Origin of the sequence: Novosphingobium sp. (assembly GCF_040079535.1) — a bacterium.
In the GTDB taxonomy this organism is placed as follows: Bacteria; Pseudomonadota; Alphaproteobacteria; order Sphingomonadales; family Sphingomonadaceae; genus Novosphingobium.
Window position 1 is genome coordinate 19,887 of sequence record NZ_JBEBKB010000020.1, and the last position, 24,058, is coordinate 43,944.

30 protein-coding genes are annotated in these 24,058 nt (G+C 62.4%); 18 read left to right on the forward strand and 12 right to left on the reverse strand.

The features are described 5' to 3' along the window. Positions 1–29: 29 nt before the first annotated feature. A complete protein-coding gene (locus ABL914_RS08295; RefSeq protein ID WP_391562711.1) occupies positions 30–563 on the forward strand; it encodes an ExbD/TolR family protein in 534 nt (177 codons plus the stop codon). A gap of 51 nt (positions 564–614) precedes the next feature. Next, complete coding sequence (locus ABL914_RS08300) at positions 615–1,073, forward strand: ExbD/TolR family protein (RefSeq protein ID WP_391562712.1); 459 nt, start codon at positions 615–617, stop codon at positions 1,071–1,073. Between the two features lie 83 nt (positions 1,074–1,156). Here ABL914_RS08300 and ABL914_RS08305 read toward each other — a convergent pair whose 3' ends face one another. Continuing rightward, a complete protein-coding gene (locus tag ABL914_RS08305; protein ID WP_391562713.1) occupies positions 1,157–3,607 on the reverse strand; it encodes a ligase-associated DNA damage response DEXH box helicase in 2,451 nt (816 codons plus the stop codon). Positions 3,608–3,692: 85 nt separating this feature from the next. On the opposite strand from ABL914_RS08305, the gene ABL914_RS08310 reads away from it, so the two are divergent. Together ABL914_RS08310 and ABL914_RS08315 are read left to right on the forward strand one after the other, a co-directional pair. After that, complete coding sequence (locus ABL914_RS08310) at positions 3,693–4,994, forward strand: MgtC/SapB family protein (protein WP_391562714.1); 1,302 nt, start codon at positions 3,693–3,695, stop codon at positions 4,992–4,994. A gap of 32 nt (positions 4,995–5,026) precedes the next feature. Further along, on the forward strand, positions 5,027–5,818 hold the full coding sequence (locus ABL914_RS08315) for a dienelactone hydrolase family protein (protein WP_391562715.1): 792 nt from the start codon (positions 5,027–5,029) through the stop codon (positions 5,816–5,818). On the opposite strand, the gene ABL914_RS08320 is transcribed toward ABL914_RS08315, so the two are convergent. Continuing rightward, positions 5,811–6,647, reverse strand: a complete 837-nt coding sequence (locus tag ABL914_RS08320) for a hypothetical protein (protein ID WP_391562716.1) — start codon at positions 6,645–6,647, stop codon at positions 5,811–5,813. The two genes, ABL914_RS08315 and ABL914_RS08320, sit on opposite strands and share 8 nt — an antisense overlap. A gap of 42 nt (positions 6,648–6,689) precedes the next feature. On the opposite strand from ABL914_RS08320, the gene lipB reads away from it, so the two are divergent. Both lipB and ABL914_RS08330 read left to right on the forward strand, forming a co-directional pair. Continuing rightward, positions 6,690–7,364 carry a lipoyl(octanoyl) transferase LipB gene (gene lipB, locus ABL914_RS08325; protein WP_391562717.1) on the forward strand — a complete coding sequence of 225 codons (675 nt, stop codon included), beginning with the start codon at positions 6,690–6,692 and terminating at the stop codon, positions 7,362–7,364. Continuing rightward, the gene (locus ABL914_RS08330; RefSeq protein ID WP_391562718.1) at positions 7,364–7,675 is read left to right on the forward strand and encodes a hypothetical protein; all 312 of its coding nucleotides are present in this window, start codon (positions 7,364–7,366) and stop codon (positions 7,673–7,675) included. The genes lipB and ABL914_RS08330 overlap by 1 nt, the downstream gene beginning before the upstream one ends. 9 nt (positions 7,676–7,684) lie before the next feature. Here ABL914_RS08330 and ABL914_RS08335 read toward each other — a convergent pair whose 3' ends face one another. Both ABL914_RS08335 and ABL914_RS08340 read right to left on the reverse strand, forming a co-directional pair. Next, positions 7,685–8,569, reverse strand: a complete 885-nt coding sequence (locus ABL914_RS08335; RefSeq protein WP_391562719.1) for an HpcH/HpaI aldolase/citrate lyase family protein — start codon at positions 8,567–8,569, stop codon at positions 7,685–7,687. A gap of 21 nt (positions 8,570–8,590) precedes the next feature. Then, positions 8,591–9,682 (reverse strand): alkene reductase, encoded by a 1,092-nt coding sequence (locus tag ABL914_RS08340; RefSeq protein WP_391562740.1) that lies wholly within the window; start codon positions 9,680–9,682, stop codon positions 8,591–8,593. Positions 9,683–9,739: 57 nt separating this feature from the next. Here ABL914_RS08340 and ABL914_RS08345 point away from each other — a divergent pair, with 57 nt between their 5' ends. From ABL914_RS08345 to ABL914_RS08365, 5 genes are all read left to right on the forward strand, one after another. Further along, a complete protein-coding gene (locus ABL914_RS08345; RefSeq protein WP_391562720.1) occupies positions 9,740–10,630 on the forward strand; it encodes a DMT family transporter in 891 nt (296 codons plus the stop codon). Positions 10,631–10,659: 29 nt separating this feature from the next. Beyond that, positions 10,660–10,806 carry a hypothetical protein gene (locus ABL914_RS08350; protein ID WP_391562721.1) on the forward strand — a complete coding sequence of 49 codons (147 nt, stop codon included), beginning with the start codon at positions 10,660–10,662 and terminating at the stop codon, positions 10,804–10,806. 64 nt (positions 10,807–10,870) lie between these two features. Further along, positions 10,871–11,146, forward strand: a complete 276-nt coding sequence (locus tag ABL914_RS08355) for a BrnT family toxin (protein ID WP_391562722.1) — start codon at positions 10,871–10,873, stop codon at positions 11,144–11,146. Continuing rightward, positions 11,112–11,396 carry a helix-turn-helix domain-containing protein gene (locus ABL914_RS08360; RefSeq protein WP_391562723.1) on the forward strand — a complete coding sequence of 95 codons (285 nt, stop codon included), beginning with the start codon at positions 11,112–11,114 and terminating at the stop codon, positions 11,394–11,396. The genes ABL914_RS08355 and ABL914_RS08360 overlap by 35 nt, the downstream gene beginning before the upstream one ends. Beyond that, positions 11,393–11,896: a hypothetical protein gene (locus ABL914_RS08365; RefSeq protein ID WP_391562724.1), complete on the forward strand. Its 504-nt coding sequence runs from the start codon at positions 11,393–11,395 to the stop codon at positions 11,894–11,896. Before ABL914_RS08360 ends, ABL914_RS08365 begins: the two co-directional genes overlap by 4 nt. Positions 11,897–11,898: 2 nt before the next feature. Here ABL914_RS08365 and nadA read toward each other — a convergent pair whose 3' ends face one another. From nadA to ABL914_RS08390, 5 genes are all read right to left on the reverse strand, one after another. Then, the gene (nadA, locus tag ABL914_RS08370; RefSeq protein ID WP_391562725.1) at positions 11,899–12,885 is read right to left on the reverse strand and encodes a quinolinate synthase NadA; all 987 of its coding nucleotides are present in this window, start codon (positions 12,883–12,885) and stop codon (positions 11,899–11,901) included. Next, entirely contained in the window at positions 12,882–13,517 is a 636-nt protein-coding gene (locus ABL914_RS08375) for a DUF4230 domain-containing protein (RefSeq protein ID WP_391562726.1), read from the reverse strand. Before ABL914_RS08375 ends, nadA begins: the two co-directional genes overlap by 4 nt. Then, positions 13,499–14,422 (reverse strand): MBL fold metallo-hydrolase, encoded by a 924-nt coding sequence (locus tag ABL914_RS08380; RefSeq protein WP_391562727.1) that lies wholly within the window; start codon positions 14,420–14,422, stop codon positions 13,499–13,501. Before ABL914_RS08380 ends, ABL914_RS08375 begins: the two co-directional genes overlap by 19 nt. A gap of 43 nt (positions 14,423–14,465) precedes the next feature. Further along, positions 14,466–14,924 carry a DUF1465 family protein gene (locus ABL914_RS08385; RefSeq protein WP_391562728.1) on the reverse strand — a complete coding sequence of 153 codons (459 nt, stop codon included), beginning with the start codon at positions 14,922–14,924 and terminating at the stop codon, positions 14,466–14,468. 154 nt (positions 14,925–15,078) lie between these two features. Then, positions 15,079–15,276: a YdcH family protein gene (locus ABL914_RS08390; protein ID WP_391562729.1), complete on the reverse strand. Its 198-nt coding sequence runs from the start codon at positions 15,274–15,276 to the stop codon at positions 15,079–15,081. 185 nt (positions 15,277–15,461) lie between these two features. On the opposite strand from ABL914_RS08390, the gene ABL914_RS08395 reads away from it, so the two are divergent. Beyond that, positions 15,462–15,617 (forward strand): YdcH family protein, encoded by a 156-nt coding sequence (locus ABL914_RS08395; protein WP_391562730.1) that lies wholly within the window; start codon positions 15,462–15,464, stop codon positions 15,615–15,617. Positions 15,618–15,635: 18 nt separating this feature from the next. Here ABL914_RS08395 and ABL914_RS08400 read toward each other — a convergent pair whose 3' ends face one another. Beyond that, positions 15,636–15,788, reverse strand: a complete 153-nt coding sequence (locus ABL914_RS08400; protein WP_391562731.1) for a hypothetical protein — start codon at positions 15,786–15,788, stop codon at positions 15,636–15,638. A gap of 5 nt (positions 15,789–15,793) precedes the next feature. Between ABL914_RS08400 and ptsP the strand changes: the two genes are divergently transcribed. From ptsP to tilS, 4 genes are all read left to right on the forward strand, one after another. Further along, positions 15,794–18,070 carry a phosphoenolpyruvate--protein phosphotransferase gene (gene ptsP, locus ABL914_RS08405; RefSeq protein ID WP_391562732.1) on the forward strand — a complete coding sequence of 759 codons (2,277 nt, stop codon included), beginning with the start codon at positions 15,794–15,796 and terminating at the stop codon, positions 18,068–18,070. A gap of 149 nt (positions 18,071–18,219) precedes the next feature. After that, entirely contained in the window at positions 18,220–19,200 is a 981-nt protein-coding gene (locus ABL914_RS08410) for a helix-turn-helix domain-containing protein (protein WP_391562733.1), read from the forward strand. Positions 19,201–19,320: 120 nt separating this feature from the next. Continuing rightward, on the forward strand, positions 19,321–20,289 hold the full coding sequence (locus ABL914_RS08415) for a tol-pal system YbgF family protein (protein WP_391562734.1): 969 nt from the start codon (positions 19,321–19,323) through the stop codon (positions 20,287–20,289). A 52-nt stretch (positions 20,290–20,341) separates the two neighbouring features. Next, a complete protein-coding gene (gene tilS / locus ABL914_RS08420) occupies positions 20,342–21,238 on the forward strand; it encodes a tRNA lysidine(34) synthetase TilS (RefSeq protein WP_391562735.1) in 897 nt (298 codons plus the stop codon). Here tilS and ABL914_RS08425 read toward each other — a convergent pair. Further along, the gene (locus ABL914_RS08425; RefSeq protein ID WP_391562736.1) at positions 21,235–21,885 is read right to left on the reverse strand and encodes a 2-hydroxychromene-2-carboxylate isomerase; all 651 of its coding nucleotides are present in this window, start codon (positions 21,883–21,885) and stop codon (positions 21,235–21,237) included. The two genes, tilS and ABL914_RS08425, sit on opposite strands and share 4 nt — an antisense overlap. Positions 21,886–21,937: 52 nt before the next feature. Here ABL914_RS08425 and ABL914_RS08430 point away from each other — a divergent pair, with 52 nt between their 5' ends. Both ABL914_RS08430 and ABL914_RS08435 read left to right on the forward strand, forming a co-directional pair. Further along, on the forward strand, positions 21,938–22,720 hold the full coding sequence (locus ABL914_RS08430) for an SDR family oxidoreductase (RefSeq protein ID WP_391562737.1): 783 nt from the start codon (positions 21,938–21,940) through the stop codon (positions 22,718–22,720). 12 nt (positions 22,721–22,732) lie between these two features. After that, positions 22,733–23,524: an SDR family oxidoreductase gene (locus tag ABL914_RS08435; RefSeq protein WP_391562738.1), complete on the forward strand. Its 792-nt coding sequence runs from the start codon at positions 22,733–22,735 to the stop codon at positions 23,522–23,524. Between the two features lie 36 nt (positions 23,525–23,560). On the opposite strand, the gene ABL914_RS08440 is transcribed toward ABL914_RS08435, so the two are convergent. After that, on the reverse strand, positions 23,561–24,058 hold a 498-nt coding region (locus ABL914_RS08440), incomplete at its 5' end, for a L,D-transpeptidase family protein (RefSeq protein ID WP_391562739.1).

Sequence of the window (24,058 nt, forward strand, 5' to 3'; positions counted from 1 at the left end):
CCCGGACAAGAACAGATAGGATTTGACTCATGGCGATGGCAGTTGGCGGCGGCGGCGAAGAGAAGCCGATGTCGGACATCAACACCACTCCCCTCGTGGACGTGATGCTGGTGCTCCTGATCATCTTCCTCATCGCGGTTCCGATCGCAATCCAGACGATCCAGAAGCTGAAGATTCCGATCATTGCGACAGTGGAATCCAAGGACAAGGTTGAAAACCTGCTGCTGACAGTCAGCACCACCGATGCGGCTGGCCGCAATGCAGGAGATCCGGGTTTTGAAGGCGCCTCGCTGGGCGGGGAATGCCGGGTCTATTTCAACAATATCACTCCGGTCGATTCGCAAGAGCTTTATGACAAGGCTTTCGCGTGGCTCGATGTGATCGTGAAAAAGGCCGGCGGCCCTGAAGCGATCAAGAACAATCCGGAACTGATCCCGCAGGTTCACATCCGTGGTGACCAGCAAGCCCCGTGGCGCTGCGTTGCCGGTGCCATCTTCAATGTTCAGGTAGCTGGCTATCCGACCGTTGGCTTCATTTCGACCCCGGTCGATCCGAACGGCTAAGTCGTAACCCAGGCCTTGGCCATCTTTGGCCCAATTCAGGAGTAACCCCCCATGTCAATGTCAGGCGGCAGCGATGATGGCGAACCGATGATGGAAATGAACACGACGCCGCTTATCGACGTCATGCTCGTTCTTCTCATCATGTTCATCATCACCATTCCGGTTGCGACCCATGCGGTGAATATCGATCTGCCGGCTCCCCAGCCGCCGACGAATGTTCCGCCGCCAAAGCACGACAAGAACAAGGTTTCGATCACCCCGTCGAACGAGATCACCTGGAACAATACCGTCATCACTGACGGCCAGTTGGTTTCGCTTCTTCAGGAAACGCTCAAGATCAAGCCTGAACCCGAACTGCAGTTTCAGCCCGATCCGTCGGCGCCGTATGATTCGGCTGCGAAAGTTCTCAACATCATCAAGGGTTCGGGAGTCTCGGCGTTTGGATTTGTTGGCAACGAACAGTTCCAGTCGTTCGGCAAAGCGCCAGGCGCGTCAGGCGTGAAGCAATAGAGGCCGGCCAACCAGCGATCATCTGGTTTGACCATCACCTGGTTTGAAGGGGGCGGAGTAATCCGCCCCCTTTTCCATTTGCACTAATCGCTCTCCAATGCCGGATCGATCCGCATCGCAACCCCGGCCAAGCTTTCTGCCTCAAGCAGCAATGCTTCATCGGCCTGGCCTTGCGGCAAGCCCTCGCGCCCAATCATCACCAACACCGGCACCGCCAGCGGGCTTACCCGCTCCAGCCTGACATGCCGCATTTCACGCCCAGCTCGGCCAAGCAAACCCGCCAGCCGTTCAAGATCAGTCATCCTGGCGCGGGCATCGGCCCAGGCCGCCTCGATCAGGATATGGCCCGGCTCGTATTTGCGCAGCACATCGTAGATCAGATCGGTCGAAAAAGTTACTTGCCGTCCGGTCTTCTTCTTGCCCGGCAGCTGGCGCTCAATCAGCCCGGATATCACCGCGACCTCGCGGAAAGCGCGGCGCAGCAGATAGCTGTCCTGAACCCAATCGGAAAACTCACCGGCCAGGATATCGGGCGACAACAGCGCGGCAGGATCGGGGATCGCCTGAAGCCCCCAAACCGCCAGCGAATAATCGTTGGCAACAAACCCCAGCGGCATCAATCCGCGCTGCTCCATCCGCCGGGTCAGCAGCATGCCCAATGATTGGTTCGCGGGCCAGCCTTCGAAGGTGTAGAACACGCTGTAATGACGCGCTTCGTGCGGAAAGCTTTCAACCAGCAGTTTGCCGGGTCCCGGCAGTTCACTTCGCCAGTCCTGCACTTCAAGCCATTCGCGCACGTCGTCGGGAAACTTCGCCCACCCGGAACGGTCCGCCAGCAAGCTCTGGACTCGCCCGGAAAGGTGCGTGGTTAGCGCAATACGCTGGCCCATATAGCTTGGAATCTGGCCGGGCCTTTTGGCCGCGCGGACCAGCAATTCGGTTTCGCGCATCGCCTCAACCTCAAGGTCCAGGCCGGCGAAGCGAAAGGTTGACCCCGGCTTCAGCGAGGCTGCGAAATTCTCCTCCACCCGGCCCAAGGCGCGGCCATTGCGGAACCGCACGTCGATCATTTCGCTATCGACGATGATCCCGGCATTTAGCCGGAACCGCGCAGCGTGTTCGGGATGGGTCAGGCGCCAAACATCCTTGCCGGCCTTGTCCTTCACAATCCGCCGAAAGCGATCATATGCCCTGAGCGCGTAGCCCCCGCTGGCAACAAAATCGAGCACCCGCTGCCACCGCGCATAATCCAGCCAGGCATAGGGCTGGGCGCTGCGCACTTCGGCAAATAAGGCATCGCCATCGAACGGCCCGCAACAGGCCCGCGCCATCACGTGCTGGGCCAACACATCAAGTCCGCCGGGCCGCAAATCCTCCCCATCGCGCTGCCCGGCTTGCACGGCCTGTTCCGCCGCAAAGGCTTCCAGAAATTCAAACCGGTTGCCCGGCGCGATCAGTGCGCGGCTGGGTACATCAAGCCGGTGTCCGGCACGCCCGATGCGCTGCAGCAACCGCGAGGAACCCTTGGGCGCACCCATCTGCACGACCAGATCGACATCACCCCAATCGATCCCCAGATCGAGGCTGGCGGTGCAAACCAGCGCCCGCAAACGCCCATCGGCCATCGCGCCTTCCACCTTGCGGCGCGCTTCCTTTGAAAGCGATCCATGATGGATTCCGATCGGCAGATTCGCGTCGTTGGCCTCCCACAGCTTTTGAAAGATGAATTCGGCCAGAAAGCGTGTGTTGCAAAACACCAGCGTGGTGCGATTGCGGCTGATTGCTTCGATCAGCTGCGGGACGGCCCATGCGGCGGCGTGGCCGCTCCAGGGCACTCGGGCATCCACCGGCAAAAGGATCTCCAGCTGGGCAGGCGCGCCGGCCTCGCCTTCAACCAGGGTAACACAATCGGTCTGCCCGGCCGGCGCCAGCCAGGCCCGAAAGTCCTCCGGGTCGGCCAGCGTTGCGGATAGCGCAACCCGCTGCATCGCCGGGGCCAGTGCCTGAAGCCGCGCCAGCGATAGGGCCAGCAGATGCCCGCGCTTGCTGGGGGCCAGTGCGTGAACCTCATCAATGACAACCCGCCGCAGGCCAGCGAACAGACCTTCGGCTTCTGGGTAAGACAGCAGCAGCGAGAGCGATTCGGGGGTGGTCAACAGCACATGTGGCGGGTGCGCTCGCTGGCGGGCCTTGCGCTCGCTGGGTGTATCGCCGCTGCGGACCTCGATCCGCATCGCCAATCCCAGCTCTTCCACCGGGGTCAGCAGGTTGCGCTGCACATCGTGCGCCAGCGCCTTAAGCGGCGAGATATAAAGTGTGTGCAATCCCTCGCCCGGCACAGCCCCGCCCGATGGACAAAAATCAGCCAGCGTTGGCAGAAATCCGCCCAGCGTCTTGCCCGCGCCAGTATCGGCCACCAGCAGCGCGTGGCGCCCGCTGGCAGCAACCGCGATCATTTCGCGCTGGTGGCGGCGCAAGGTCCAGCCGCGCCCGGCAAACCACTGGATCAATTCAACAGGAAGCGCGCCAGCCATAGCCCACAGCATTGCACCCATTGATCGCAACGGCCACCAGCAATTGCCGCTTTCACCGCGCGGCGCGTCCTGCCACAACCGGCCAATGGAAAGCTTTGCAACTGGTGATCTGCTTCGGCTGGGGCTGGCCCTGGCCTTGGGGCTGCTGATCGGCTTGCAGCGCGGCTGGGCGATGCGGGGGCAGGCTGATGGCAGCCGCTTTGCCGGCATTCGCACTTATGGTCTGCTGGGGTTGGCGGGCGGGATCGCCGGATTGTTGCAGGATCGCGCCAGCGTGCTGGCCGCTGTGCTGCTGGCGGCCACCGCCGCACTGGTGGTGCTGGGCTATTGGCGCAGTACGCGCGGCAATAGATCGATCAGCGGCACCGCCAGCCTCAGCGGGCTTATCACCCTGGCGGCGGGCTATCTAGCCGGCAGCGGCGGGCTTGCCCTGGCCAGCGCGCTGACCGGGCTGACCGTGCTGCTGTTATCGCAGCGCGCGCGCCTGCACCACGCCCTGCGCCATATCGATGCCGCAGAAATGGCTGCCATTGCGCGCTTTGCCCTGCTCGCGCTGGTTATCCTGCCACTGCTTCCAGATAGCCCGATGGGCCCGTTCGGTGCCTGGCGTCCGCGCCAGCTGTGGCTGGTGGTGGTGCTGGTATCCGGCTTTTCGTTTGCCGGATATGCCGGGGTCAGGCTGCTTGGCCCGGCGCGGGGCGTGCTGGCCACGGCCGCGGCAGGCGCGATGGTCAGCTCTACCGCGGTCACGGCATCGCTGGGCGGAAAATTGCGCGAAGCAATGGATGATCCAGCGCGGTCTGGCGGCGCTGCCGTGCTTCTCGGCGGCGCCGTCGCGCTTCTCAACGGCGCTGTCGCGCTGGCCAGTGCGGTGATGTTTGTGCGGGTGATGCTGCTGTGCGCGGTGCTGGCGCCGTTTGCATTGCCTGGCTTTGTCCGGATTGCGTTGCCGGGCATGCTGGTCAGTTTGATCGGCACCGTGCTGCTGCTGCGCAGGGCTGATAGCAAGCCGGAATCCCGGCCGGCCGAACTTGCGGTTCGCAATCCGTTTGAGCTGAAACCGGCGCTGCTGCTGGTGATCCTGACCATGGCGCTGACCGTGGCGGCGCAGTGGGTTTTGGCCCGTTACGGCGATGCCGGATTGGCGACTGTGCTGGCGATCGCGGGAACGGTTGATGTCGATTCGGCGGTAATCACCATGGGCAACCTGCCACCCGGAACGCTGGACGCGCGCCTGGCTGCGCTGGTGCTGGCCGTGCCGGTTGCGCTCAATACCCTGTTCAAAAGCGCAACCCTGTTGGGGCTGGCTGGGCGCAAGGGGATGGGCGGATTGCTGACGCTGCTGGCCAGCCTGGTCGCAATGGGCGCGGGCGTGCTGCTGGTTTAGCAAGGGTTGCCGGATTTTTTGGGGAGTAGCTGATGACAAATCTGAACACGATGGACCCGCTGGACGATTTTGCCCGGCGCAGGATCAGCCTGCTCGATCAGGAACGGCTGGTCTATATTGCCGGCAGCGGCCCGGCGGTGGTGGTGATGACCGAGATGCCTGGGATCAGCCCGCATGTAGCGCGCTTTGCCCGCTGGGTCCGGGATGCCGGGTTCACGGTCTATATGCCGCACTTGTTCGGCAAGGACGGCGCACCGCCAGGCGCACTCTATGCCGTCACCACCATCGCCAAAGCCTGTATCAGCCGTGAGTTTCGCGCCTTCGCGGCCAATGCTTCAAGCCCGATCACCCAGTGGCTTCGGGCACTGGCGGCGCAGGCCCATCAGGAATCCGGCGGCAAGGGCGTGGGGGCGATCGGGATGTGCTTCACCGGCAATTTCGCATTGTCGATGATGCTGGAGCCATCGGTGCTGGCCCCGGTGCTGGCGCAGCCCAGTCTGCCGCTGGGCCAAAGCGGTGGGATGCATATTGCGCCCGATGAACTGGCCGCAATCAAGGCGCGGATGGTGACCGAAGATCTGACCGTGCGGGCCTACCGGTTTGAAGGCGACAGCTTTTGCAAGGCCGAACGTTTCGCGGCCTACGCCGACGCATTGGGCGATCGGTTTGAAGCCCGGGTTCTGGCCGATAGCGCGGCCAATCCCAAGGCGATGATGAAGAACCCGCATTCGGTCGTGACGATCCACCTGATCGATGAAGCTGGCCAGCCGACCGTGCAGGCCCGCGATGAAATTCTCGAATTCTTTCGGATGCGGCTCAATTAAAAGTGCTGTTCACCGGCGCAATCGGGGTTTCGGCCAACTGGCGGTAGCTGGCCGCAAACACCGCATTGAAGCACACAGTCATCGCCGCCTGGACACTGGTTGCGATCAGGGTTGATCCCAGCAACGCTGCCTCGCCGCCGATCAGCACAGACAGCAGGGCATTGACCAGCCCCGATGCCACCAGGGTCAGCACGATTGTTGCCACAAACAGCAATGCGAAAAACACCAGCAGCCGCAAGGCGTGCCCTTCGGTTAGCAGCCAGGCGCGGTTCAGGGCTTTGAGTGGGTTGCTCATCTGCTCCACCACAACCACCGCCGGGATCAGCGAAAGCCGGGTTAGCGCCCAGACCCCCAAACCGAACGCGGCCACCGCACCCAGGAATGAAAGCGCCGCGCTGCCCAGCATCCCGCCCAGGGTGGCGGGTACGATCAACATCGCCCCCACGCCCGCGCACATGATGATCTGGGCAAAAATCACCGTCGGCATCCGGGCAAAACCCTGCCGGATTGCCTGCCCTACGGTGGGCCGCGATGGATCGGTGAACAGCGCCAACATGGCCAGCGTACCGGCCGTATGGATCAGCCCGGAAATCACCAGCGCCGGTGCGTTGTTACGGTAGTATTCGCCAAGACTGGTCGCAAAGGCCATCAAATCACCGTCTTTTGCCGGTTCGGGCAATGGCAGCAAGACTGCGATTGCAAAGGCCGGCAAGACCAGAAAGACCCCGGCGAGCGCTATCAGCAGATCGCGGTTGGTTTTGATCAGGGACAGCGCATCCTGCCAGGCATGGTTGCTGTCAAACGGAGAGATCGGGGGTGCTGCGTTCATGCCCCTTGATAACCACAGCAAATGCCGCCACGCAAACATTCGATGGAAATCCTTGTCGCCCCGGGAATTGAATTGCGCTGCGATGGCGCGCCGGTGCCCTATCGGCAGGCGCTTGATTTCATGACCGCGCGCAATTCCGCAATTGCGCAAGGCAGCGCCCAGGAATTGCTCTGGCTGCTGGAACACCCTCCGGTTTACACGGCTGGGACCAGCGCGGCGGCGGATGAATTGCTTGATGCGCGTTTTGAAGTGGTCGAGGCCGGGCGCGGCGGACGATATACCTATCACGGGCCGGGGCAGCGGGTTGGCTATGTCCTGCTCGATCTGAAGCGGCGCAGCCGCGATGTGCGCGCGTTTGTCCACGCGCTTGAAGGCTGGGTGATCGATACGCTGGGCCATTTCGGGGTGGAAAGCTGGCGCAGCGAGGGCCGGATCGGGATCTGGACCCGCGATATCGATGGGCGCGAGGCAAAAATTGGCGCTATCGGCGTGCGGATCCGGCGGTGGGTGACGATGCACGGTTTTTCGATCAATATCGCGCCCGATCTTTCGCACTTCGGCGGAATTGTGCCATGCGGGATCGAGGAATTTGGCGTGACCAGCCTTGCAAGGTTGGGCCATTCGGTTGATTTTGATATGTGGGATCAAGCATTGCTGGCCCGCGCGCCAAAATTTCTGGCGGCGCTCGATCAAGCGTGTGGAGAGAGGGCGGCATGATGCGAAGCTGGATGATGATAGCCGGTCTGGGCCTGGCGCTGGCGGCCTGTCAGGGCGAGGAGAAGAAGGCCACCGGGGGCAATGCCTCGGGTGAAATTCTGCCCGGTTCTGTCAGCGATGCGATGCTGCCGCTCGATACGGTGAAAAGCCAGGCCCCGCTTGCGCCCAAGGCCGAAGGATCAGACAAGGCTGAGAGCGGAGCCAAAGCCGCTGTAAAACCGGGCAAGGATAGCGCCAAACCAGCGCCGCAGCCCGAACCGGACGATGCTCCAGAACCCAAAACTGCCGTGTCTGGGGCTGACGGCGAATAGCCCGCCGGATTATTCTTCCAGCCCCAGCACTCTTAGCGCCAATTTGTAGTGTGGCCGGTCAATCATCCGCTGATCGATCTGCAATGTGCCGGCATCGGGATTGCTCTTGAACGCATCGACGATCGCGCGGGCTTCGGCCAGTTCATCCTCGCTGGGGGAAAAGGCGGCGTTGATAATCGCAACTTGTGCCGGGTGAATGGCCAGCATGCCGGCAAACCCATCAGCGCGCGCGGCTTCGGCGGCGCGCTTCAGGCCTTTGTCGTCGGCGAAATCGGCATGCAGCGTATCGATCGCCATAATCCCGCGGGCATGGGCGGTCAGCAGCGTCTGGGTTCGGGCAAAGCGGAAGGCGTCGGTCCATTGGCCATCCTTATCGCGCTTGCGGGTTGCTCCGATTGCCGCCGAAAGGTCTTCTGCGCCCCAGGTTAGCCCGGCCAGCCGCGGCAACGAGGCCGAGGCATAGGACGGGATCGAAACCGCCGCCGCCGCTGTTTCGCTGACCAGCGGCAGGATCCTGATAGAACCGGCTTGCAGGCCCGCGCGCGGTTCAAGCTCATACAGCTCTGCGCCCAGCTGCTGGATTGATTCGGGACCGGCGCTTTTGGGCAGCATGATGCCATCAGGCGCGCCGGGCAGCACAGCCACCAGATCATCACGCCACTGCCGGCTATCAAGCGCGTTGATCCGCACCCAGCGGCCCATCCGCTTGCCATCGGTTACCTGCGGGCGGTGCGCTGCCAGCCAGGTTCCGGCCATGGCCCGGGCCTTGGCCTTGTTATCGGCGGCAACCGAATCCTCCAGATCAAGGATCACCACATCAGCCGCAGTGCCCGCGACCTTATCCAGCTTCTTTTCGCTGTCACCGGGAACAAACAGCCAAGAACGCACAGCCATTTTAGCGGGCCCCTCTTCAGTTCAGGCCGGCACCAATGCCGGATAATCGATGTACCCTTCCGGTCCTGGCAGATACCAGCTTTTCGGAACGTTAAGATTGGGCGCCCAATCTGCACCAGCGTGAATTCGCTCGGCCAGATCGGGGTTGGAAATGTAGGGGCGGCCAAAGCTGATCGCTTCGCACCGGCCCGATGCCACATCTGCATCGGCTTCGGCGGCGGTGTAATCGGAATTGAGCACAACCGGGCCTTTGTAGACGGACCGGATCAGGCCGTCCTGCTTGGGCACATCGGTTGATCCGAAGGTGCCATTGGGACCGGGCTGGCGCAGTTCCAGCCATGAAACCTTGAGTTCCTGCAAAACCTTCGCCGCCGCACCAAAAACCGCACCCGGATCGGTATCATCACAGCCCTGCGAATTGCCATTGGGCGAAAGCCGGATTCCAACCCGGTCTGCACCCCACACTGCGATGATCGCTTCCAGCATTTCACGCATGAACCGGGTGCGGTTTTCGGGGCTGCCGCCGTATTCGTCGGTGCGCAGGTTGGTGCCGTTGCGCAGAAATTGATCGACCAGATAGCCGTTGGCGCCGTGCAGCTGAACCCCATCGAACCCGGCAATCTTGGCGTTGGCTGCGGCCCTGGCGTAGTCATCTGCAATCCGCACAATATCGGCCTTGGTCGCGGCGCGGGCCTGTTCGTGCGGCTTGCGCCCGGTGGGGGTGTGGGCATGATCGGGCGCGGTGGTGGCGCTGGCCGATACACCGGGCTCTCCGCCCAGAAAATCGGGATGGACGATCCGGCCCATATGCCACAGCTGCAATACGATCTTGCCGCCAGCTGCGTGGACTGCATCGGTTACAGGCTTCCAGCCCTGGGTCTGCGCATCACTCCACACGCCCGGCGCGGCTGGCCAGCCCAGCCCTTCAACGCTGATCCCGGTGGCCTCGCTGATGATCAGGCCGGCCCCGCTGCGCTGGCGGTAATATTCGGTCATCATCGCACCCGGCACCGAACCTGGATCGGACCGGCCGCGAGTAAGCGGGGCCATCAGGATGCGGTTCTTTGCTTCGATTGCGCCAAGGCTTAGCGGCTGGAACAGTGCATCGTGCAAGGCAGGATCTCCATCGATTTCGTTTTGCAATTCGTTGGCGAGCGCTAAGGCATGGCCATGGTGAATGCAACGGGGGCAATAGAACAAGCGGCGCCGCGCTGGACCGCTTTGCATTTCGCCGCGCTGTTGGGCGGCAATGTCGCACTGGCGGTGGGGCCGTGGTTTGTGCGCCAGGCCGATAGCGGGCCGGTCAGTGCCGGGTTCTGGCGATTGCTGCTGGCGGTGCCGCTGCTGTTCGCACTGGCATTTTGGAACCGCGAGAAGGTGATCGGCTATCGCCCATCGACCTGGCTGGCGATCGCCGGGGCGGGGGTGTTCTTCGGGCTTGATATTGCCAGTTGGCACATCGGCATCGGCATGACCCGGATGGCCAATGCCACGCTGTTCGGCAATTCGGGCAGCCTGGTGGTGATCGCGGTGGGCCTCTATGCCTTGCATCGCACGCCGCGCCGAAATGAATGGCTGGCCTTTGCGCTGGCAATTGCGGGCTCTGCAGTGCTGCTGGGCCGCAGCCTGGAAATCGGGCGGACTACTTTGGTGGGGGATCTGTTCTGCATCACCGCCGGGCTGCTCTATGCCGGCTATATCCTGCTGCTGCAAAAACCGCGCGCGCATCTGGGCAGCTGGTCGCTGGTGGCCTGGTCAAGCGTGGCCGGCGCGCCGATTATGCTGGCAACTGCGCTGCTGGTGGGCGAACCGGTCTGGCCCACGCTGTGGTGGCCGCTGGTGGCGCTGGCCCTGCTGGGGCAAGTTACCGGGCAGGGCCTGCTGATCTATGCGATGCGTCACTTTACCCCGCTGGTGTTCGGCTTGGCTTTGCTGACCCAGCCGGCGATTGCCGTGGCGCTGGGCTGGCTGGCCTTCGGCGAGGCGCTGGTGCCGGTCGATTTCCTGGGCATGGTGATGGTTGGCACGGGATTGGCACTTGCCCGCTCGGCGCAGGACTAGGGCTGGGCGGTCCGCCGTTCAAGTTCGCGGTGTCCAAGAAGGCCCTGTGCGAGGAAGCGAAGCAGCCCTGGGGCAAGGACTATACGCTGCGCCGCTATAACGACACCGTGCTCAGCTTCGGCTCGCCCCCGGTGAAATACGTGCGGGCGCTGATGTTTGGGGAGGCGGTGCGGTAGGGGTAACTCCGTATTGGACCCAATTCGCGTTGCCTGCTATATGTGATTCACATAGTCTGGCGACATGGAGTTCGAATGGGATCAGATCAAGGATGAGGCCAATCTGTTCAAGCACCGGCTGCGGCTGGCATTTGGGCAAAGGGTGTTTGATGATCCGAACCACATCGTCTCTTCGTCGCACAGACCGATCGATGGCGAAGATCGCTACAAGGCGGTCGGACTGGTTGAGGGAAAACTCTACACCGCAGTCCATGTCTGGCGCGGTGAGGCAATCAGACTGATTTCGGTCAGGCGGAGCAATGCAAGTGAACAAAGAGACTACCATAGCGATCCCGGCTGATCCCAACGATCCAGAAGATTTTGATGTTTCGGTCGCTGGGGTCGAACGCGCCCATATGGGTCGCCGCATCCGCAAGCTGCGTAACCGTTTGGGGATGAGCCAGCAGGAATTCGCCGTCGCCTTCGGGATCGCCGCCAGCAGCATCCGCCAATACGAAATCGGCCGCCACATGCCGCCCCCTGCGGTGCGTGCCTACCTCAAGGTAATTGAGGCCGAGCCAGAGATGGTGAAGCGGGTTGTGGCGGGGTGAAGCGGATATCGGAGGCTGAACTCGATCATGCATTTGCGGAATTGATTGAGCTTGATCCTGTCCTTCAAAGATTTCTTCTGGATGGTGGCCGGTTTGGGCATGTAGCTGACACCGCCCGACTGCTCGTTGATGATCAGCGGTCTGCCCGCAAGGCAAAACACTGGTGGAAGCATTGGTGGTGCAAACTTCCTGACGGATCTGCGTGGGAAACCGACATTTTCCTTGTATTCGAAACCGAGACTGGACGCTTCGCAATTCACATTGAGAATAAACCGAGCGATGGAAATTTGCGATTTGAACAGGCGGCGGCCTATCGTCGCCGCGCAACATTCAAAGCCAACGATCCAAGTTGGCTCAATTACTGGGATTTCGAAACGATCTTGATGGCACCATCATCGTTTCTCGCGGAAAACACTTCCGCAGCAGCTCAATTTGATCGCTCAATCAGCTATGAAGACATCGCCGCATTCATCCCGCTGTTTTCCCTGGCTTTGGAATAGCATCACCGCGCCCCCAAATCACCCTTCCCCACAGTCCCGCCAGCCATCTCCAGCATCCGGTCGAGACTCTTCTTGGCCTGCAGCCGCAGCCCTTCCTCGATCTCAATCTGCGGCTTCAGATCGCGCAGCGCGAGGTATAGTTTTTCCAGCGTGTTGAGCGCCATGTAGGGGCAGATGTTGCAGGCGCACTGGCCGTCGGCGCCGGGCGCGCCGATGAAGTGCTTGTTCGGGATTGCCAGTTCCATCTGGTGGATGATGTGCGGTTCGGTGGCGACGATCAGGGTATCGCCGGGGAAGGTCTTGGCGAAATTGAGGATGCCGCTGGTGCTGCCGACGTAATCGGCATGATCGATTATGTGCGGTGGGCATTCGGGGTGCGCGGCCACCGGCGCGGCCGGGTTCTGGGCCTTGAGCTTGAGCAGCTCGGTTTCACTGAACGCCTCGTGGACAATGCAGACGCCCGGCCACAGCAGCATTTCGCGATCAAACTTGCGCGATAGATAGCCGCCCAGGTGCCGGTCAGGGCCAAAGATGATTTTCTGGTCCCCCGGAATCTGGGCCAGGATCGTCTCGGCGCTGGAACTGGTGACGATGATATCGGACAGCGCCTTCACCTCTGTGCTGCAATTGATATAGGTCAGCGCGATGTGATCGGGATGGCGTTCACGGAACTGGGCGAACTTTTCGGGCGGGCAGCTATCTTCCAGGCTGCACCCGGCATCCAGATCGGGCAGGATCACAGTCTTGTGGGGAGCAAGGATCTTGGCGGTTTCGGCCATGAATTTGACCCCGCAGAACGCGATCACTTCGGCATCGGTGGTGGCGGCCTTTTTGGATAGCTCAAGGCTATCCCCGATATAGTCGGCCAGATCCTGAATTTCGGGTTTCTGGTAATAATGCGCCAGGATCACCGCATTGCGATCTTTGCGCAGGCGTTCGATCTCGGCGCGGATATCGATGCCGGAAAGGTTTTCGGTCTGGATAGTCATTGGGTTCCCTTTTCCCCTTCGAAGCGCACCTCTACTGTGACATCGCCGTGCCCCGCAACCTTGAGCGGCACCGACAGATTTTGTCCGACAGCCTGACGGGCTGATCCGCGCGCCAGTTCCAGCAAGGCGGGGTTGCGCGCCTGCTTGGCGGCCTGGCGCTGGGCTTGCAGCGTGTTGTCGCGGGTCAGCTTGGCCTGGGCCGGGCCGGTGATCCATACCCCTTCGCGCAGATACTGCGCGCGCGCTTCATCAAGATTGGGCACGGATAATTCCAGCGGCGGCAGGGTAACGATCAGGCGGCGGCCTGGCTGATCCCAACGAAACCGGGCGGCATCCAGCCGGGCCAGATCAAGCGTATAATCAATCCGCGCCGGGATCACTGCGATCTGGCGGCTTTTCAGCAAGCCATAGCCGCGCACATCATCGGCGCTGACCACCGGGGCCAGCTGGGCCGAGAACACGGTCAGCCGGTTGGCCTTTTCAAAGGCGGCCAGGCTGGTGGCAACCGGATCGCCAGAATCGTTTGCGCGCCAGACCTGCCAGCCCAGCAGCGCTGCCACCGCCATCGCTCCGCCGGCAATCAGCCATGGCAGACGCTGGGCGGGAGCCGGCTTCAAGAGATCACGCGCCATTGCTCGCCCTCGTCGCTCACTTGCCCGCGCGATCTAAGGTCGATCAGGTGAGCCAGAACTGAACGCCCGGCCGCGCCGGTCAATCGCGGATCAAGCCCTTTGTACATCGCTGCAACCATATCGGGAATGACATGCGGGGCCTGCGCCAGCAGCCGCAGGATCTGGGCCTCGCGGCTGCGGCGATGCCCCAGCATTCCGCGGACCAGCTGGCGGGTCTTCAAGATGGCCGGGCCGTGGGCGGGATAGAACACCGTGTCGCCGCGGTCATAAAGCTTGTCGAGGCTGGCCATATAGGCGGCCATATCACCATCGGGCGGGCTAACCACGCTGGTAGACCAGGCCATCACGTGATCCCCGGTAAATAGCGCGCGGCTTTCCACCAGGCCGTAGCACAGATGGTTGCTGGTGTGGCCCGGCGTGGCCACGGCTTCGATCGTCCAGTCCGGCCCGGTCAGCCGCTCACCATCCTTGAGCACCCGGTCCGGCGCATAGCTGTGATCAAACGCGCTATCGGCGCGCGGGCCATCGTCACTGATTGTCAACGGCGCACAGCCGATGATCGGCGCGCCCGTTGCGGCCTTGAGCACGGCAGCGGCGGGGGAATGATCGCGGTGGGTGTGGGTACACATGATCGCGGCGATCCGGGCTGGGCCCACAGCGGCCAGGATCGCTTCGACATGGCCCTTGCCATTGGTATCCGCGCCTTTGAACGGCGATGGCTCGCTTTCCCCGGCGGCATCGGCCGGGCCCGGATCAATCACCGCGACCTGATCGGCTGCGCCAACGATATAGGTCTGCGTTCCGGTGAAGGTGTAGTGCGAGGCATTGGGCGCCAACACCCGGCGGACCAGCGGTTCGCAGCGTTCGGAGAGGCCGGTGGGCCAGGGTTTGGCAGGAATGTCCATTGGCAGCGGATATGGGGAGCCGCAACGCCCAAGTCGAGTAAAACTAGCCGCGCACCTGCTGGCCAAGCCGTTCGCGCAAGGCGGCAATCGCGCTGGGCGCGGCGGTATCACGCTCGCGCCAGCCGGCGTCGAGCCGCTTCAGCCGGGCGTGAAAGCGCTCGGTTGCGCGAACCAGTTCGCGGGTATCGCTATCAAGCAGGGCCAGCCGGGCGGCTTCACCTTCGGGGAAATCGGCCAGCTTGCCATAGCGGCGCAGCTGAAATTCGCTGAGTTCACCAGCGAAATAGGCCCGGTGGTTGAGCAGCCAGGCAACGCTGTGCATCATCCGGGTTGTGGTGCGCAGCGCTTCGCAGGAAAGCGCAAGGCGCGCATCGTCTTCTTCGCCCACGGCATCAAGCCGGCCCGAAAGCGCAAATACCGCGCGAACCTCGTCCGAAAGGACGAGCGCTTCGCAGTATAACCCTTCGACAATGCGCGGATTGATGTTGGCCGGCTTCCCCATGAAAGCTGCGATAGGCGTCCTTTGATCCCGCTGCCAACCGGGGGGTTACCCGGTTTTGCACACCATTTTGGGACTGTCCCGAATGGGGGCGTTTTGATCCGATGCATGCCGGTGTTGCAAGCTGATCGCGGAGGCGATCAGCGCATCCAAGCCACTACGCAATAATATCCGGGATCAGGTAATCCTCGACCATCGCGATCTGGTCTTTCAGTTTCAGTTTGCGCTTTTTCAGCCGGGCAATCTGCAGTTGGTCGGTGGCGCCTGCGCCGGTCAATGCGTCAATCGCAGCATCAAGATCGCGGTGTTCGGTGCGCAATACTTCAAGTCGCTTGCGCAGTTCCTCTTCGTTCACCTCGAAAACACCTTTTTGGCCAGCTCGTCGCGGCGGCGTGGCGGATTGTCGCAGGACCTGTCCTGAGCATCTTGCAAGATAGGATTAATATGATTGAATGACAATCGCGAGACCCGTCGGTAACCGAGTCGGGAACTGATCAGGGATCCGCAGCCCGAAGGGGGCTATTACAAGGAGAATCCCCTATGGAACAGTCGCATGTCAGTGCATTGCAGCTCAAGCACGCCGGTATAGAGCGCCGGATCGCACAAGAAATGAGCCGCCCATTGCCTGACCTTGAAGCGATCCAGTTGCTGAAGCGGCAGAAGCTGCGAATCAAGGATGAACTAACCAGCGCCTGATAGTCTTGCTCGGTCGCGCTATTCGCGTCCGCGAATAGCGCGGCAGGCCAGCCTGGCAGCAAGGACCGAAAGACCTGGGCCCACCAGAGTGAGCCGGACCAGCACGCCGGCCCCAATCCGATTTTCCTGTGCTGATGTGCGTTTGCTTGGCGCGCGCTTTGGGGTAGTCATGGCACATGCCAATCACCAGCGCCGTTTCAGCCGCCCGCACCATTCTGACCCGTCTGCATGATGTGATGGCTTCGCGCAGCAATGCGCAGGCCAAATTGAACACCGTAGTTGATGTGATCGGCGAAGGGCTCGATAGCGAAGTTTGTTCGATATACCTGCTGCGCGAAGGCCAGCTTGAGTTGTTCGCCACCCGCGGCCTGGCGCAAGAGGCGGTCCATGTCACCCGGCTGGGGATCGGTGAAGGGCTGGTCGGCACGATCGCAGACAATATCGAAACGCTCAATCTGGCTGAGGCAACCGCACACCCGGATTTTTCGTACCGGCCCGAAACCGGGGAAGACAAGTACCATTCCTTTGCCGGAGTGCCGATCGTGCGGCGTGAGCGCGCCGTGGGTGTGCTGTGCGTTCAGCATGTCGATCCGCGCCGCTATGAAGAGGTAGAGATCGAGGCGCTGCAAACCGTGGCGATGGTTCTATCCGAACTGATCCACAATGCCGATCTGGTCGATGAAGAAGAAGGAATCCTGGGCCCGGCCCAGACCGGCCCGGTAAACCTTTCCGGGCTCAAACTGGTCAAGGGGTTGGCGGCCGGCAACGCTGTGTTCCATCAGCCGCGGATCACGATCGAACACGTCATGGCTGAAGACCGTGACGCAGAATTGAGCCGCGTCTATCTGGCCTTTGACAAGATGCGTGAGCAGATTGAGCGGATGCAGGCGCAGGCCGAATTTGGCGTCGGTGGTGAACATGAAGAGGTGCTCGAAACCTACAAGATGTTCGCTTACGATGAAGGTTGGAGCCGCCGGATTATCGAAGCTATCGACAGCGGGTTGACTGCCGAGGCGGCGATTGAGCGGGTCCAGCAGCGCACCCGGATGCGGATGCGCCAGATCGACGATCCGTTGCTGGCTGACCGGATGCACGATCTGGAGGATCTCTCCAATCGGCTGCTGCGGATTGTTTCGGGGCAGATGGGCACAGCCGCCAGCCAGGGGTTGCGATCGGACACGATCCTGATCGCCCGCAATCTGGGCCCAGCCGAACTGCTTGAATACGATAAGCGCCGCTTGAAGGGTGTGGTGCTGGAAGAAGGGTCGCTTACCGCACACGTGGTGATAGTAGCGCGCGCAATGGGGGTTCCGGTTCTGGGCCGGGTTCACGGGCTGAAAGGCGCGCTGCGCGAAGGTGATGAGCTGTTGCTCGATGCCGATCAGGGCCACATTACCGTCCGGCCAAGCCCGGCTATGGCCGAAGCTTTCGACGCCCGCTTTGCCAAAAGCCGCGAGCGCCAGGCGGCCTATGCCAAATTGCGCGATGTGGAACCGTTCACCCGCTGCGGCACCCGCATTCAGGTGATGATCAATGCCGGGCTGCGCGATGACATGCCTGGCCTGCAATTGACCGGTGCCGATGGGGTGGGGCTGTTCAGGACCGAGTTCCAGTTTCTGGTCTCGGCGACTTTGCCCGCGCGCGAACGCCAGACCCGGCTCTACCGCGATGTGCTTGATGCCGCAGGGGACAAGCCGGTGGTATTTCGCACGGTCGATATCGGCGGTGACAAGGTGCTGCCATACCTGCGCCACAACGATGGTGAGCATGAGGAAAACCCGGCCATGGGCTGGCGCGCGCTGCGCGTGGCGCTGGACCGTGATGGGTTGTTGAAGGTTCAGGCCCGCGCGTTGCTTGAAGCCGCGGCCGGACGCACGCTAAACGTTATGTTCCCGATGGTCTCCGAGCCGTGGGAATTTGATGCCGCGCGCGATGTGTTTGAGGCCCAGCGCAAGTACCTCAAAGGCCAGAAGAAGCTGTTGCCCGAAGCGATCCGGTATGGGGCAATGCTTGAAGTGCCGGCGCTGGCCGAAACGCTGGATATCCTTGCTCCAAAGCTCTCGTTCCTGTCGATTGGCACCAACGATCTGACCCAGTTCCTGTTCGCGGCGGATCGATCAAATCCGCGCCTGGCAGAGCGGTATGATTGGCTTAGCCCGGCGATCCTGCGCTTTTTGCGGCGGGTTTTGCAAGGGGTTGCGGGGCATCAGGTGGATGTCACGGTCTGCGGCGAAATGGGCGGGCGGCGGCTAGAGGCGCTGGCGCTGATGGGGCTGGGAATCCGGCGCTTGTCGATCACCCCGGCCGGGGTTGGCCCGATCAAGGAACTGGTCCGCAAGGTCGATCTGGCCGAGATCGCCGGGGCGATGAACGGCTGGCTGGCGAACCCGCCGCCAAGCATGCGCGAAGCCCTGATGGCATGGGCGGAAGAACGCGCAATTGAGGTCGATTGAGACGGCCTGAGCAGTCCTGACTTAATTCCAGCCCGGACTATCGTTTCGAAAGCCGAAAAACCGCAAATCCCGTTGACTTTGGCAAGCAACGCGCCAGTGTCCGCGTCCAACAGGGTTCAAGCCCGGGCAATACCTTAGTTGGGGTCGGCATGTCAGAAGATATTATGGAGGCGGCAGAAGCAGAACTGCCGCTGGAAACGGTTGGTTCACAGCTGCGCCGCGCGCGCGAAGGGGCCGGGCTGAGCCTGGCCCAGGTGGCTGCCGAGACCCGGATTGGTGAGCGCCAGCTTAGGGCAATCGAAGATAGCGACTATGCCGCGCTTCCCGGGCGCACTTATGCGATCGGCTTTTCGCGCACCTATGCCCGGATGCTGGGCCTGAACGAGCTTGAGGTTACTGATAGCGTGCGCCGCGAACTGGCCGATCACACGCCAGCCGAATCGCGCCGCCCGGTGCAGACTTTCGAACCCGGCGATCCTGCCCGCGTGCCCAGTGCACGGCTGGCATGGATTGCTGCGGCAGCCATTGCGGCAGTGATTTTCGGCGCTTTGGTGGTGTGGCCATCGATCTTTGCCCCCGGCGGCAAGCTGGCCTCCAGCCTGGCTGAGGAAGCACCGACGGCGGTGCCCAGCGAAGGCGCGGCTGCAGCGATTGCTGCCCCCACTGGCCCTGTGGTGTTCACCGCGCTTGATGCTGCGGTGTGGGTCAAATTCACCGATGCAGCGGGCAACCAGCTGTTCCAGGCCGAAATGGCCAAGGGTGAAATTTTCACCGTACCGACCGACAAGGGCGAGGTATTCATCCGCACCGCGCGGCCTGAGGCGCTGGCCATCACGATCGGCGGCCAAGGTGTGCCCAAACTGGCAGAAGTGCAGCAAACGATCGGCAATGCCCCGGTCAGTGCAGCGGCCTTGCTGGCCCGCGGCACGGCGGTTCCGGTTGCTGTTGCCAGCACTCCGGCGCCGGTAGCAACGCCTGCCCCGCGCCAGCAGACCCAGCGCGCCGCATCGCAGCGTGATCGCCAGCGGACCGAACGGCCCCGGGTTGAAGCATCGCCAGCACCGGCCGATCTGCCCAGCGCCAGCGCACCGGCTATACCCGCCCCGGTGCCCGCGCCCAGCGCAACCTAAGCTGCGCAAAACGTGGCGCTCTTGCTCGACAGGACCCGGCCTGGCGCGCTAAATCACGGTTAAGCTAGGGTTATGCTTGGTTCTGCCAGGAATGCCCTTACCATCCGGATGGAACGCATGATGATGAAGCAACTCCTGTCGAAAAAGCGCCCGTTGGCTGCCCTGATCGCAATGGTCATCGCGGCGCCAGCCCTGGCGCAAAGCGGCACCGATCTTGAAGGCCGGCTGCGCAAGCTTGAAGCCGAAGTGGCGGCGATCCAGCGCACCGTGTTTCCGGGCGGCGATCCGCGTTATTTCCCGCAGCTGCAAACTGGCCAGCCGGCCGCCAGCGCTCCGGGAACCCCAGCCACGACGCCGGGCGCTGATATGCTGGCGCGGATGGATGCGCTGGAAGGCCAGGTTGCCCGGCTGACCGCGCAAGTCGAGGAAGATCACAACCGGCTGGAAAAAGCCGAAGCGCGCCTTGCCGCGCTTGAAGCCGGGGCCAAGGCGGCACCCGCCGCAATCCCTGCCGCTGGTGCAGCCAGCCAGACCAACCTTGCCGCGATGAGCGGCCCCGCTGCGTCGAGCCCGGCGCCCAAACCTGCGGCAACATCCAGCGCTGCCTCGGCTAAGCCGGCACAGGCCAAACCGGCTACCGCCGATGGATCGGCCAAACGCCTGGCCGCAGTGCGCGCGGTGCCCAAGCCCAAGACCCAGGATCCGGGCGATGACGAATATTCCTATGGCTTCCGTCTGTTTGAGGCCAGTTTCTATCCCGAAAGCCAGCAGCAACTGAAGCTGTTCCTGCAGAAATACCCCAAGCACAGCCGCACCAGCTATGCCCGCAACCTGCTTGGCCGGGCCTATCTGGAGGATGGTAATCCGCGTGAGGCTGCGGGCTGGTTCCTGCAGAACTACAAGACCGAACCTAAAGGTGCCCGCGGACCGGATAGCTTGCTCAACCTGGCCGAAGCAATGCGCCAACTGAACGACAAGGACCGCGCCTGCGTGGCAATCGATTCGTTCCGCAGCGAATATCCGGCCGAAGCGGCGGGGCGGCTCAAGCCGCAGTACGACGCCACGCGCGCGCGGCTGAAGTGCAATTGATAGGCCCGTTTCGTCCGATCTGATCCAGCGGTTCAGCGCCGCGCTGACTGCATTGTGGAACGGTGAGGGGCGGCTTGGTCTGGCGGTTTCAGGCGGGCCAGACAGTCTGGGCTTGCTGCTGTTGGCTCAGGCCTTGCTGCCGGGCCGGATTGCCGCCGCTACGGTCGATCATGGGCTTCGCGCCGATAGCGCTGCAGAGGCTGAATGTGTCGCCCGCACCTGCGCGCAGCTTGGCGTTGCGCATAGTGTGCTAGGCGTTCAGGTCGATCCGGGTAATCTGCAAAGCCAGGCCCGCGCTGCGCGTTACACCGCGCTGGCAGATTGGATGCGGCGCGAGGATCTGGCCGCGCTGTGCACCGCGCACCATGCCGACGATCAGGCCGAAACCATGCTGCTGCGGCTGAACCGGGCAAGCGGGGTGGCGGGTCTTGCCGGGGTCCGCGCGCGGGCGCTGGTGCCCGGTGCGCGCCAGCTGCTGCTGCGGCCATTGCTGCAATTCCGCCGGACCGAACTGGCCAGTGTGGTGGAGGCCGCCGGACTGGCCGCAGCGGCCGATCCTTCCAACACCGACGACCGTTTCGATCGCGCGCGGATCCGCAAGGCGATTGCGGGGGCGAACTGGCTTGATGTGCCAGCGCTGGCCGCCAGCGCCGCACACCTGGCCGATGCCGATGCGGCGCTTGATTGGGCGGCCGAACGTGAGTGGGCCGAATGCGTGACCAAGGCGCCGATGGGCCTGATCTATCGCCCGCAGGCCCCGCGTGCGGTGGCATTGCGGGTGATCACCCGGATCGTGGCCGAACTCGGTGGTGAAGCGCCGCGCGGTAGCGCCGCAGCGCGGGTGTTCGATGCACTGGTGGCGCACCAACCGGCTTCAATTGGCAATCTGGTGGCGCGATCCGGCATCGATGGCTGGAACTTTACCAAGGCGCCCAAACGCCGCGCCTAGCGCGCAGCCATCCCCTTTTGCTGCATCCGCCAGACCAGCTGGTCATAGCGGTCCTGCCCGAAGAACGGCTCGCCATCATAGACCATCAGCGGCACACCGTAGTGGCCTCCTGTGCGCTGATCGGCTTCGTTCTGGGCGATTGCTGCGTCGAGCCTTGCGGCTTCGGCCTGCTGCGCCGCATCCATTTCGGCCAGATCGCAGCCGGCCTTGGCCAGGGCCAGGGCCAGGTGATCGCCTTCATTCCAGCCATCAACCTCGCCTGACCAGATCAGATGGCTAACCGCACGCAGCACGGCCAGGCCGTGCCCGCGCTCTGCCGCCAGTTGCCCAAGGCGCGTCAGGCGGTGGATATGGGGCTGTTCCTTGGGATAGGTCCGGGTCGCGAAATCCATCGCCACCGGATCGGGCCGCGGCCAGCGCAGCGGCATTCCGGCAAATTCCGCGCTGCGCACGCTGTCCCGAAACAGATAGCTGAACCACAAGGGATCGGAATTGGCGAAAAATTCCGGCTGGCGCACCGCGATCGGCAAAACCGGCCTGACATTTACCCGGGCATCGAAATTCCGCTCCAGCTCAAGCAAACGGGGCATGACGATATAGGAATAGGGGCTGCGAAAGCTCCAATAGAGATCAAGGGTGTGGGTCATTGCCTTCCTCGCTTCAGCGCGTCATTAATCGCGCGATTAAAGGGAGAGTCAAATGAAGTTCGATTCGGACACGGCTGCGGTGGTAACCGGCGGCGCATCAGGGCTGGGGCAGGCAAGTGCAGAGGCTTTGGCTGCGGCGGGGGTCAAAGTTGCGATTTTCGATGTGAACACCCAAAAGGGCGAGGCCGTGGCCAGCGCGATCGGAGGGCTGTTTTGCCAGGTCGATATCACCAGCGAACAATCGGTGCTTGATGGCTTTGCCAAGGCCCGCGCCGCGCACGGGCAGGAACGCATCACCATCCACTGTGCGATGACCAGCAAGCGCGGCAAGACGCTGGCTTTTGATAAAGAGGCCGGCAAGCTGCGCCGCACCCCAACCGAGGACTATGAATACGGTGTGCAGGGCATTCTGGTTGCAAGCTACAGGATTGCCTCGATTTCGGCCGAGGGCATGGCCGCGCTTGAGCCACTGGAAGATGGCGAGCGCGGCTGCATCACATTGACCGCATCGGTTGCCGCGCAGGATGGGCAGATCGGCCAGATCATCTATGGATCGGCCAAGGCCGGGGTCAACGGTCTGGTATTGCCGATGGCGCGCGATCTTTCCGATATCGGGATCCGGGTCAATTCGATCATGCCGGGGATCTTTGCCACCCCGCTGATGCTGGGGGCCAAGCCGCAGGTGCTGGATAGTCTGGCCGCTTCCGTGCCGTTCCCCAAGCGTCTGGGCAAGCCCGAAGAATTCGCCAGCCTGGCAATGGAACTGGCCCGCAACAGTTATTTCAACGGCCAGTGCATCCGCCTTGATGGCGCGATCCGCATGGCCCCGCGTTAAGGAGTAACCGTGATGAATTCACCTTTCAGGGACGGCCTGTTTGAAGGCAAGGTTGTGTTCGTGGCCGGCGGAACCAGCGGGATCAATCTGGGCATCGCCAAGCGCTTTGCCCAGCTTGGCGCAAAGGTTGCAGTGCTGGGCCGCAATCCGGAAAAAGCTGCCAATGCGGCCGCAGAGATCGGCCACGGTGCATTGGGCCTGATTGCCGATGTCCGCGATTTCGGCGCGATACGGGCGGCGATGGAAGATGTTCGGGGGCGGCTGGGGCCAATGGATGTCGTCGTATCAGGCGCGGCGGGCAATTTCCTGGCCCCGGTGCTGGGGATGAGCGCCAACGCCTTCAAGACCGTGGTCGATATTGACCTGCTCGGCACTTTCAACGTATTTCGCGGCTGCCACGATCTGCTTGCCGAAAACGCCTCGTTGATCGCGATTACGGCCGGGCAGGCGGTGAACCCGATGCAGCTTCAGGCCCATGCCTGCGCAGCCAAGGCCGGGATCAACCAGCTAGTTCGGGTGCTGGCGCTGGAATGGGGCCCCCATGTGCGGGTCAACGCGATTTCACCCGGCCCGATCGAGGGCACCGAAGGAATGGCCCGGCTGGCGCCCGATGTATCGACAAAACAAAAGCACTTCGATCGGATCGCGATGAAGCGCTGGGGCCATATCGAGGAGATCGCCGAGGGTGCGGTATTCCTGTGTTCGGACGCTGCGAAATATGTAACCGGCACCGTGCTTGATATCGACGGCGGCAGCTCGCTTGGTGATGCCACCCAGCGGCAGATCGATAAAGGGCTGGCCTGATTGGCGCGTCGGACGCGGCCAAACTCGGAACGACGGCTAGATCAGCGAGTCACCCTGCTTGGCGGTTTTGCCGCGGGTCACGTAAACCTGCGTGCCGATCGGGGATATGCCAAACAGCTTCTTGGCAAACACAGTTGGCACCCCGATGCAGCCGTGGCTGGCATAGCCCTTTTCAACCTGAGTGCCATGGATCGCCACGCCGTCCTCTGTCAGGTTCATGGTAAAGGGCATCGGCGCGCCATCGTAGGTCGATGAATAGTGATCGGCATCCTTCCATTTGATCGGAAAGATCCCGGTTGGCGTAGGCTTCTCGCCGGTTCCAAGCAGCACGGCGGTCGCGCCGATTTCATAGCCGCCCTTGAAGATCGACAGCACCCGTGCATCAAGATCAACCGTGATAACGATGGGACCATCGGGCACGCCCTTTTCATCCCAATGCCATTCACCGTACTTGATCGGCCCGGTGATCGGCAGGATACGCTTGATCACAAAGCGTTCGTCCTTGGGCGGGGCGGGCGGCGCTGGGGCCTGGAC

Coding starts and splice junctions, on each gene's coding strand:
- ABL914_RS08295 (WP_391562711.1), top strand. CDS start 30: ATGGCGATGGCAGTTGGCGGCGGCGGCGAAGAGAAGCCGATGTCGGAC.
- ABL914_RS08300 (WP_391562712.1), top strand. CDS start 615: ATGTCAATGTCAGGCGGCAGCGATGATGGCGAACCGATGATGGAAATG.
- ABL914_RS08305 (WP_391562713.1), bottom strand. CDS start 3,607: ATGGCTGGCGCGCTTCCTGTTGAATTGATCCAGTGGTTTGCCGGGCGC.
- ABL914_RS08310 (WP_391562714.1), top strand. CDS start 3,693: ATGGAAAGCTTTGCAACTGGTGATCTGCTTCGGCTGGGGCTGGCCCTG.
- ABL914_RS08315 (WP_391562715.1), top strand. CDS start 5,027: ATGACAAATCTGAACACGATGGACCCGCTGGACGATTTTGCCCGGCGC.
- ABL914_RS08320 (WP_391562716.1), bottom strand. CDS start 6,647: ATGAACGCAGCACCCCCGATCTCTCCGTTTGACAGCAACCATGCCTGG.
- lipB (WP_391562717.1), top strand. CDS start 6,690: ATGGAAATCCTTGTCGCCCCGGGAATTGAATTGCGCTGCGATGGCGCG.
- ABL914_RS08330 (WP_391562718.1), top strand. CDS start 7,364: ATGCGAAGCTGGATGATGATAGCCGGTCTGGGCCTGGCGCTGGCGGCC.
- ABL914_RS08335 (WP_391562719.1), bottom strand. CDS start 8,569: ATGGCTGTGCGTTCTTGGCTGTTTGTTCCCGGTGACAGCGAAAAGAAG.
- ABL914_RS08345 (WP_391562720.1), top strand. CDS start 9,740: ATGGTGAATGCAACGGGGGCAATAGAACAAGCGGCGCCGCGCTGGACC.
- ABL914_RS08355 (WP_391562722.1), top strand. CDS start 10,871: ATGGAGTTCGAATGGGATCAGATCAAGGATGAGGCCAATCTGTTCAAG.
- nadA (WP_391562725.1), bottom strand. CDS start 12,885: ATGACTATCCAGACCGAAAACCTTTCCGGCATCGATATCCGCGCCGAG.
- ABL914_RS08375 (WP_391562726.1), bottom strand. CDS start 13,517: ATGGCGCGTGATCTCTTGAAGCCGGCTCCCGCCCAGCGTCTGCCATGG.
- ABL914_RS08380 (WP_391562727.1), bottom strand. CDS start 14,422: ATGGACATTCCTGCCAAACCCTGGCCCACCGGCCTCTCCGAACGCTGC.
- ABL914_RS08385 (WP_391562728.1), bottom strand. CDS start 14,924: ATGGGGAAGCCGGCCAACATCAATCCGCGCATTGTCGAAGGGTTATAC.
- ABL914_RS08395 (WP_391562730.1), top strand. CDS start 15,462: ATGGAACAGTCGCATGTCAGTGCATTGCAGCTCAAGCACGCCGGTATA.
- ABL914_RS08400 (WP_391562731.1), bottom strand. CDS start 15,788: ATGACTACCCCAAAGCGCGCGCCAAGCAAACGCACATCAGCACAGGAA.
- ptsP (WP_391562732.1), top strand. CDS start 15,794: ATGCCAATCACCAGCGCCGTTTCAGCCGCCCGCACCATTCTGACCCGT.
- ABL914_RS08410 (WP_391562733.1), top strand. CDS start 18,220: ATGTCAGAAGATATTATGGAGGCGGCAGAAGCAGAACTGCCGCTGGAA.
- ABL914_RS08415 (WP_391562734.1), top strand. CDS start 19,321: ATGATGAAGCAACTCCTGTCGAAAAAGCGCCCGTTGGCTGCCCTGATC.
- ABL914_RS08425 (WP_391562736.1), bottom strand. CDS start 21,885: ATGACCCACACCCTTGATCTCTATTGGAGCTTTCGCAGCCCCTATTCC.
- ABL914_RS08430 (WP_391562737.1), top strand. CDS start 21,938: ATGAAGTTCGATTCGGACACGGCTGCGGTGGTAACCGGCGGCGCATCA.
- ABL914_RS08435 (WP_391562738.1), top strand. CDS start 22,733: ATGAATTCACCTTTCAGGGACGGCCTGTTTGAAGGCAAGGTTGTGTTC.